General features: G+C 42.5%; 2 protein-coding genes. One reads left to right on the plus strand and one right to left on the minus strand.

All coding sequences use genetic code 11. The features are described from left to right. The coding region (locus BZG79_RS15615; RefSeq protein WP_199878071.1) for a hypothetical protein at nt 1-340 on the minus strand (340 nt) is incomplete at its 3' end. 292 nt (nt 341-632) lie between these two features. Here BZG79_RS15615 and BZG79_RS15620 point away from each other — a divergent pair. Then, complete coding sequence (locus BZG79_RS15620; RefSeq protein WP_077774868.1) at nt 633-1325, plus strand: outer membrane beta-barrel protein; 693 nt, start codon at nt 633-635, stop codon at nt 1323-1325. Nucleotides 1326-1352: the final 27 nt, after the last annotated feature.

Below are 1352 nucleotides of genomic sequence, written 5' to 3' on the forward strand. Positions count from 1 at the left end.
GCGTTAGCCATAGCGTGTCTTCATCATCGTAAAAGACATCAGCTTCACGGCTTTGCTGGTTAAAATAGGTTGCAACAGTTGCCGGGACAGTGTGCGTGTTGTACACATCCAGCTCTAATTCGACCTTGTCAACGTAGCCTCGGAGTACCTGCAAGGCAGCCTCTGTACCAGACGTCGCTTCAATGGCATCGAGCATATCTACAATGCCATCCGCTCTTCTTTGTTCGAGTATGGCGTCATAATCACCGAGCACGCCCTCTTCAAAGACAAAAAAAGAGGTCATGGTGATAAAAAAAACAACCACTAGCCCCACATAGAATTCAATATATATTCTGCGCATGCCCGTACCTTAAAACGCGAATGATGAGTATGAATAGACAGCCTTTGCTGCTTGTCCAGATAGTGCTCATGCAGATAATGCTTATGCAGAACCAGACGATATCATGATACTAAATCATCTGCGCATCGACTTCTGTCGGTGGTTTGTCACGATCCTGAACCTTATTTTTCAGCGCATTACCTTGATGGCGACATCCATTGACCACTTGTCGACATAGACAGACAAAAAAGTGACATTCATCGCCCTTTATATTGAGTACCCTGCAGCCCTATAACAATCAGGGGTGTAAATCATGAAAAAACATTCAATGCTCGTTATTTTAGCATTAACATCATCAGCCTCTGCGATGAGTGTCAATGCAAAAGAAAATAAAGAAAATCGTTACTTTATTGGTTTTAAACACGGCAACACTATTTTTACAGACGCCAAATCACCGAAAATAAGGCATTGGGACATAGCAGAAGGATGGAGCAGTCATCCTGACTCGCCGTCAGGTGCAGACTTTGATGAAGTGTCAACAACATCGATCAACATCGGGAAAAACGTTTATCAGCATGGCAGCCATAGTATCGACATGTATGGTTTTTATGATTTGGGAGGCTCTACGTTTACGTCCTTGAAAGACCGTTCAGAAACCAAACGTCATATAGATACCTTCGGTCTAGGCGGAAAATATAAGTATTCGATCAGTGCTACTCTTTATAGCTTTGCTGGATTGGAAGTCGGTCATTATAAAGACACGCTCAAGCATAAGGCGATAACCGAATGCAGTAATAGCAGCTATTGCTACGAAACCGAAAAAAGTCAAACCTCCAAATCTGGACTAATGACTGCCGCATTTATTGGTGCAGGTGTTAACTTAAACGAAGATGTAGACGTTGAGTTAGGGTTAAGACACCAACGCCTCAATAAAAACAAATACGATGACGAGTTTGATTTCAAAAAGTCAAACCAAATCTATCTCGGCCTTAACTATCACTTTTAATCTTCCACTAGGCAGTCATACCATGGC

The organism is Salinivibrio sp. MA427, from assembly GCF_001996115.1.
In the GTDB taxonomy this organism is placed as follows: Bacteria; Pseudomonadota; Gammaproteobacteria; order Enterobacterales; family Vibrionaceae; genus Salinivibrio; species Salinivibrio costicola.